Origin of the sequence: Mesorhizobium sp. M4A.F.Ca.ET.020.02.1.1, from assembly GCF_004022645.1 — a bacterium.
Lineage (GTDB): Bacteria > Pseudomonadota > Alphaproteobacteria > Rhizobiales > Rhizobiaceae > Mesorhizobium.
The window spans coordinates 1-6,507 of the sequence record NZ_RZOI01000321.1 but is presented as its reverse complement, the minus strand read 5'-3'; the positions used below and the strand labels follow the sequence as shown (position 1 = coordinate 6,507).

Annotated in this window: 9 protein-coding genes; 3 read left to right on the top strand and 6 right to left on the bottom strand. The window is 66.6% G+C overall.

The features are described from left to right. Window positions 1–311 (bottom strand): alcohol dehydrogenase catalytic domain-containing protein (locus tag EN742_RS19680; RefSeq protein ID WP_148670162.1); only part of this gene is annotated, 311 nt, incomplete at its 3' end. 30 nt (window positions 312–341) lie between these two features. Continuing rightward, entirely contained in the window at window positions 342–737 is a 396-nt protein-coding gene (locus EN742_RS19675) for a cupin domain-containing protein (RefSeq protein WP_128333172.1), read from the bottom strand. Between the two features lie 207 nt (window positions 738–944). Here EN742_RS19675 and EN742_RS19670 point away from each other — a divergent pair, with 207 nt between their 5' ends. After that, window positions 945–1,838, top strand: coding sequence for a LysR family transcriptional regulator (locus EN742_RS19670; RefSeq protein ID WP_126057941.1), 894 nt, complete (start codon window positions 945–947; stop codon window positions 1,836–1,838). 359 nt (window positions 1,839–2,197) lie between these two features. On the opposite strand, the gene EN742_RS19665 is transcribed toward EN742_RS19670, so the two are convergent. From EN742_RS19665 to EN742_RS19650, 4 genes are read right to left on the bottom strand one after another with little or no spacing between them, the layout of a single operon-like run. Continuing rightward, a complete protein-coding gene (locus EN742_RS19665; protein WP_126057942.1) occupies window positions 2,198–2,539 on the bottom strand; it encodes a hypothetical protein in 342 nt (113 codons plus the stop codon). After that, complete coding sequence (locus tag EN742_RS19660; RefSeq protein WP_126057943.1) at window positions 2,536–3,417, bottom strand: NAD(P)-dependent oxidoreductase; 882 nt, start codon at window positions 3,415–3,417, stop codon at window positions 2,536–2,538. The genes EN742_RS19665 and EN742_RS19660 overlap by 4 nt, the downstream gene beginning before the upstream one ends. Further along, window positions 3,414–3,950 carry a gluconokinase gene (locus EN742_RS19655; protein WP_126057944.1) on the bottom strand — a complete coding sequence of 179 codons (537 nt, stop codon included), beginning with the start codon at window positions 3,948–3,950 and terminating at the stop codon, window positions 3,414–3,416. The genes EN742_RS19660 and EN742_RS19655 overlap by 4 nt, the downstream gene beginning before the upstream one ends. Continuing rightward, window positions 3,919–4,674 (bottom strand): SDR family oxidoreductase, encoded by a 756-nt coding sequence (locus tag EN742_RS19650; protein WP_126057945.1) that lies wholly within the window; start codon window positions 4,672–4,674, stop codon window positions 3,919–3,921. Before EN742_RS19650 ends, EN742_RS19655 begins: the two co-directional genes overlap by 32 nt. Before the next feature lie 78 nt (window positions 4,675–4,752). Here EN742_RS19650 and EN742_RS19645 point away from each other — a divergent pair, with 78 nt between their 5' ends. Both EN742_RS19645 and EN742_RS19640 read left to right on the top strand, forming a co-directional pair. Then, window positions 4,753–5,700: a 2-hydroxyacid dehydrogenase gene (locus EN742_RS19645; RefSeq protein ID WP_128333171.1), complete on the top strand. Its 948-nt coding sequence runs from the start codon at window positions 4,753–4,755 to the stop codon at window positions 5,698–5,700. A 13-nt stretch (window positions 5,701–5,713) separates the two neighbouring features. After that, window positions 5,714–6,507: L-idonate 5-dehydrogenase (locus tag EN742_RS19640; RefSeq protein ID WP_148670161.1), on the top strand; the 794-nt coding region annotated here is incomplete at its 3' end.

Below are 6,507 nucleotides of genomic sequence, written 5' to 3'. Positions count from 1 at the left end.
ACGCAGGAAGACTGGAAGCCGAAGCGGCAATGCGGGCAGGTGTTGTCGGAGAGGCAGAACGAGCCGACGACGAATTGGCCGGGACGGACCGTGCGCACCTCTGCGCCGACCTCGACGACGATGCCGCAGTACTCGTGGCCCATATGCATCGGGCCGTCCACCGGCTGGAGCCCGCGATAGGGCCACAGATCCGAACCGCAGATGCAGCTCGCCGACAGCTTGATGATGGCGTCCGTCGGCTGAAGGATTTTCGGATCGGCGACCTCCTCGCAGCGGATGTCGCCGGGCTTGTGGAGAACGGTTGCGAGCATGCTTGTTTCCTTTCGTTCAATCGCGGGAGGTCAGGCGCTGTATTCGGCGTCGGTGACGTGTTCCAGCCACTCGACGGCCTTGCCGTCCTTGATCTCCTGGACGGCGATATGGACCATCGCGGTCTGTGGCGAAGCGCCGTGCCAATGTCTTTCGCCGGGAGCGAACCAGACGACATCGCCTGGCCGGATCTCCTCGACCGGGCCACCCTTGCGCTGCACGCGACCAAAGCCGGCAACGACGATCAGCGTCTGTCCCTGCGGATGCGTGTGCCATGCGGTGCGGGCGCCGGGCTCGAAGGTCACCTGTGCGCCCTGCACTCGCGCGGCGTCGAACGGGTTGAAGAGCGGATCGATGCGGACCGTGCCGGTAAACCAGTCCGAGGGACCTTTGCCGGAGGGCCTCGTGCCGGCGCGAATAATGTCCATGGTGATCTCTCGTCTGTGCGTTTTTGATGTGGGCGGCCGCAGGTGAATGCGGGATCTTCGACCCAGTTGGCAGAGCCCGACTGGGGCGCCGGAGAGCCTCCCGCGCCGACTTGCGGGGAAGATATTGCGGTCGACCTCGTTCGAATAGGCGATATAATCCGCATGGACTTATCGATACCTGATATAAATCTGGATCACGAGGCAGCGATGCAACGCGACGGCATGAAGGATCTACTCTGGTTCGTGGCGGTCGCGCGGGAGCGCAGCTTCACCAGGGCAGCGGCGAAGCTCGGAACCTCGCAGTCGACGCTCAGCCACACGATCAAGGAATTGGAAGCGCGCCTGGGCGTTCGGCTGCTGACGCGCACGACGCGAAGCGTCGCGCCGACCGAGGCGGGCGAGCGGCTCTACCAGTCGCTCGTGCCGCGTTTCGAGGAGATCGAAGCCGACCTGGCAAGCCTGGTGGCCTTTCGCGACAAGCCGTCGGGAACGGTCCGCATCACGCTCTCCGACCACGCGCTGCAGTCGACCGTCTGGCCAAGGCTCGAGCCGGTGCTTCGCGACTATCCCGACCTCAATGTCGAGCTCTACAGCGACAACGGCATGCGCAACATCGTCGAGGAGCGCTTCGATGCCGGCGTGCGGCTCGGCGAGAGCATCGACAAGGACATGATCGCGGTGCGGATCGGCCCGGACTGGCGGCTGGTGGCCGTCGCCTCGCCAGACTATTTCTCCCGCCGCCCGGCGCCCAGGACACCGCAGGATCTGGTCGGGCACGACTGCATCAACCTGCGGCTGACGACGTTCGGAGGCCTCTATGCGTGGGAATTCGCCAAGGGCGGCCGCGACCTCAGGGTCCGGGTGGAGGGCCAACTCACCTTCAACTCGACCATCCCGATGGTCGACGCCGCGATCAGCGGCTCAGGCATCGCCTATGTGCCGGAAAGCCTCGTCAGCCGCCACATCGCCGAGGGGCGCCTGACGCTGGTGCTCGGCGACTGGAGCCCGCCCTTCGCCGGCTATCATCTCTACTATCCGAGCCGGCGGCTGCTCTCGCCGGCATTGGCGGTGATCGTCGACGCCCTGCGGCACCGGAGTTGAGGAGCAGAGGCGCTTGTTGGCTTAGATCAGCCGCTGCCCGCCGTCGAACGTGGATGGTCTCGCCGGTCATGGTGCCTCCTCGCACATCGCGAGCTACTCTACGAGCCCGTCAATCGCGAGTGGCGCGTTTTCGCGATTTCGGTCCGTCTTTCAGCCGGCGGACCAAAGGCTCCGGAAGCGCCGCCGCCTGAGCCTCCGCAGGTCTCCCGAGAGCCACCTCGAGCGCCGACCGTCGCTGTCTTTCCCGCAATCCGAAAGCAGGCAAATAGCCGAGGGTCTCCGCCGGTCAGTCGTTGCTGGTCATCGCCACAAATGTCGTGTCGCATCGCCAAGGCACCGCAGCCATTGTGCGGTGCCGGTCAATTCTCCGCCAGCGGAAACTCGTTGGCGATCGTGACATGGTGGTGGATGCGGCCCTCGAAATATCGGCCCAGCACCGCCTCGGTCGCGGCGCGCGATTCGGCGCGGGCGGGGCTGGCGAGGGCCGCGTCGACCGCCGCCAGGTCGCGGTAGTTGATCGCCAGGATCATCGGGAATTCCGGCGCGCCGTCGTCGCGCTTCTCGGCGAAGGAGACGCGGACATCGAGCGCGCCCGGGAAGGCTTTCCATTTGGGCAGGACGGTCTCGATCACGTCTCTGCGGAACGCTTCCGTCTGGCCGTCCTTCACCTTGCCCTCGAACAGTGCGTAGCGCGTAATCATTTGCCGTCCTCTTTGCGTTGGAAGAATTCCATCAGTGCGGCCTGGTCCTCGCCGCCCAGTCCGGCGGCCGTCAGCAGCCGATGCACCTCGGCGCAGACTGCTGTCAGCGGCATCGCGGTGTGCGTGCGCCGCGCCAAATCCTGGGCGGCGTTGAGGTCCTTCACCATGTTGTCAATGCGGCCGGTGCGGCGGTAGTCGCGGGTGGCGAAGCGCGGCAGGTACTCCTGCAGGATGGCGCTGTCGGCGCGGCCGCCCTTCAGCGCCTGCGGGATCTTGAGCACGTCGACGCCGGCGTCGAGCGCCAGGCGGGTCGCTTCCGCCACGGCCATGAAATTCAGCGCGCACAGCACCTGGTTGATCAGCTTGGTCGTCTGGCCGGCGCCGGCCGGTCCCATATGGGTGTAGTTGCTCGCGACGTCGCGCAGCACGGCGTGGGCATCCGCAACGTCCTGTGCCTCGCCGCCAGCCATCAGCGTCAACTCGCCGATCAGCGCCTTGGGCGCACCGCCGGAGAGCGGACTGTCAACCCAGCGCAAACCCTTGTCGCTCGCATCGGCGGCCAGCTGGCGCGTCGCGTCGGGATCGATGGACGACATGTCGATGATCAGCGTGCCGGGCCTTGCGCCCGCAGCCACGCCGGCGTCGCCGAACACAGCGCGGCGCACGATCGCGGCTGAATTGAGGCTGAGGATGACATAATCCGCCGCGCCGGCCGCCTCGGCCGCGCTCGCCATCGCAGTCGCGCCCCTGGCGACCAGCGCCTCGACCTTGGCCTTGTCGAGGTCAAACACAGCGAGGCGATTGCCGGTGGCGAGCAGGCGCTCGCCGATCGCTCCGCCCATGGCGCCGGCGCCAATCAGTGCGACTCTGTTGGTCATGTCGGTCCTCCCGCCAGCCTGGCTGCTATGTCCGCGACGATCTCATCGAGCGGCGCAGCGATTGTCACCGCGATCGCATTCTCGTCCTTGCCCGGCACCTCCAGCGTCGCGAACTGGCTGTCGAGCAGGCTGGTGGGCATGAAGTGGCCGGTGCGCTCATGCATGCGCTTCGAAATCAGCTTGCGCGAACCGTCGAGATAGATGAACAGCACCGGCTCGCCTGCTTGCTCGGTGATGAAATCGCGATAGACGCGTTTCAGCGCCGAGCAGCCGACGATTACCGGCGCGGGCCGTTGCCGCAGCGTTTCGCCGACCTTGGCCAGCCAGGGCCACCTGTCGGCATCGTCGAGCGGAATGCCGGCGCTCATCTTGGCGATGTTGGCCTCAGGGTGCAGCTTGTCGCCATCGACGTATGTCGCCGAGATCGCATGGGCGAGCGCCTCGCCGACCGTCGTCTTGCCCGAACCGGTGACGCCCATGACCACCATGCGCGGCGGGGGATCAGATCGAAGCCGTGATGCCGCCGTCGACATAGAGAATGTGTCCATTGACAAAGGATGACGCATCGGAGGCTAGGAAGACGCAGGCGCCGACCAGTTCCTCGACCTGGCCCCAGCGACCGGCCGGCGTACGCTTTTCGAGCCAGGCGCTGAATGCCGGGTCGGCGACGAGCGCCGCATTGAGCGGGGTGTCGAAATAGCCGGGCGCGATCGCGTTGCATTGCAGGCCATGCCTGGCCCAGTCGGTCGCCATGCCCTTGGTCAGGTTGCCGACCGCGCCCTTGGTCGCCGTATAGGGCGCGATGCCGGGGCGGGCGAGCGCGGTCTGGACGCTGGCGATGTTGATGATCTTGCCGCGGCCGCGCCCGATCATGTGCCGCGCCACGGCCTGGCCGACATGGAAGACGCTGGCGACATTGGTCTGCAGCAGGCGCTCGAAGGCGTCGGCGGGAAAGTCCTCGAGCGGCGTGCGGAACTGCATGCCGGCATTGTTGACCAGGATGTCGATCGACCCGCCGGCAAGCTCGAAAGCGTCAATGGCGGCGCGGACCGCATCATGGTCGGTGGCGTCGAAGGCGAGCGTCGCGGCGCCCGGAATGTCCGCTGCCGCGGCACGCAGCTTAGCTTCGTCGCGGCCATTGAGCACGACCTTGGCGCCGGCTTCGGCGAGGCCCTTGGCCAAGGCAAAGCCGATGCCTTGCGAGGAGCCGGTGACGAGCGCGGTGCGCTCGGTGAGATCGAACAGTTTGGACGACATTTTCCTGATTGCCTCTCGTCGCTGAGCGTCTTATGTTATCGATAACATCATCTGTCAAGTCAAGTGGAGCGAATAGCGATGCAGCGGCCTCACATCCTTCAGGTCGGACCCTATCCCGCATGGGACGAGGAGCCGCTCAACGAAGCCTTCACGGTGCATCGCTATTTCGCGGCCGACGACAAGCCGGCCTTCCTCGCGGAGGTAGGGCCGCTTGTGCGCGGCATAGCCACGCGCGGCGAGCTTGGCGCCAACCGCGCCATGATCGAGGCCTGCCCGTCGCTCGAACTCGTTTCCGTCTATGGCGTCGGTTTCGACGCGGTCGATCTCGTGGCCTGCCGGGAGCGCGGCGTGCGCGTCACCAACACGCCGGACGTGCTGACCAACGACGTCGCCGATCTCGGCATCGCCATGATGCTGTGCCTGTCGCGCGGCATGATCGGCGCGGAGCGCTGGGTGCGCGACGGCAGCTGGACGGCGAAGGGGCTCTATCCGCTCAAGCGCCGGGTCTGGGGACGGCGGGCCGGCGTGCTCGGCCTCGGCCGCATCGGCTATGAGGTGGCCAAGCGCCTTGCCGGCTTCGGCATGGACATCGCCTACAGCGATGTCGCGCCGAAGGAGTTTGCCGGCGATTGGGAGTTCCTCGCCGATCCCGTCGCGCTGGCCAGGCGTTCGGACTTCCTGTTCGTGACGCTTGCCGCGTCCGCCGCGACGCGCCACATCGTCAACGGCGAGGTGATCGCGGCGCTTGGCGAGGAAGGCATGCTGATCAACATCTCGCGCGCGTCCAACATCGACGAGGAAGCGCTGCTCGACGCCCTCGAGAACAAGGTGCTCGGCTCGGTCGCGCTCGACGTCTTCGAAGGCGAGCCGAATCTCAATCCACGCTTCCTCGCGCTCGACAACGTGCTTTTGCAGCCGCACCATGCCTCGGGCACGGTCGAAACGCGCAAGGCGATGGGCAGACTGGTGCGCGACAACCTCGCCGCTCATTTCGCCGGCCAGCCGCTCATCTCGCCGGTGCTGTAGGAGCTCGCTCACCATGAAGTCGATCGTCATCCACGCCGCCAAGGACCTGCGCATCGAGGACCGTTCCGTCGAGGAGCCGGGGCCGGGCCAGGTGCTGTTGCGTCTTGCCGCCGGCGGTATCTGCGGCAGCGACCTGCACTACTACAATCATGGCGGCTTCGGAACTGTGCGCCTGAAGGAGCCGATGATCCTCGGCCACGAGGTCTCCGGCCTGATCGAGAAGATCGGTTCCGGCGTCAGCGGGCTGGAGCCCGGCCAACTGGTCGCGGTCTCGCCGTCGCGGCCCTGCTACAGCTGCCGATACTGCCGCGAGGGGATGCATAACCAGTGCCTCAACATGCGCTTCTACGGCAGCGCCATGCCATTCCCGCACATCCAGGGCGCGTTCCGCGAAATGCTGGTGGCCGATGCGCCGCAATGCGTGCCGGCCGATGGATTGAGCGCCGGCGAAGCGGCGATGGCCGAACCGCTGGCGGTCTGCCTCCACGCCACCCGCCGGGCCGGCGAGATGCTGGGCAAGCGCGTCCTGGTCACCGGTTGCGGGCCGATCGGCCTGTTGTCGATCCTCAGCGCCCGGCGCGCGGGTGCGGCCGAGATCGTCGCCGTCGACCTCGCCGATTTCACCTTGTCGATGGCGTTGCAGGCCGGCGCCGACAAGGCGATCAACACGAGGACCGATCCGGAGGGCCTGGCTCCCTATCTCGCCGACAAAGGGACGTTCGACATTCTCTACGAATGCTCGGGCGCGGCGGCGGCGCTGGCGCAAGGCATCGCGGCGACGCGTCCGCGCGGCACCATCGTGCAGCT

What these genes read in the sequence shown, in the direction of transcription:
- EN742_RS19675 (WP_128333172.1), bottom strand. Translation starts at nt 737, where the DNA reads ATGGACATTATTCGCGCCGGCACGAGGCCCTCCGGCAAAGGTCCCTCG.
- EN742_RS19670 (WP_126057941.1), top strand. Translation starts at nt 945, where the DNA reads ATGCAACGCGACGGCATGAAGGATCTACTCTGGTTCGTGGCGGTCGCG.
- EN742_RS19665 (WP_126057942.1), bottom strand. Translation starts at nt 2,539, where the DNA reads ATGATTACGCGCTACGCACTGTTCGAGGGCAAGGTGAAGGACGGCCAG.
- EN742_RS19660 (WP_126057943.1), bottom strand. Translation starts at nt 3,417, where the DNA reads ATGACCAACAGAGTCGCACTGATTGGCGCCGGCGCCATGGGCGGAGCG.
- EN742_RS19655 (WP_126057944.1), bottom strand. Translation starts at nt 3,950, where the DNA reads ATGTCGACGGCGGCATCACGGCTTCGATCTGATCCCCCGCCGCGCATG.
- EN742_RS19650 (WP_126057945.1), bottom strand. Translation starts at nt 4,674, where the DNA reads ATGTCGTCCAAACTGTTCGATCTCACCGAGCGCACCGCGCTCGTCACC.
- EN742_RS19645 (WP_128333171.1), top strand. Translation starts at nt 4,753, where the DNA reads ATGCAGCGGCCTCACATCCTTCAGGTCGGACCCTATCCCGCATGGGAC.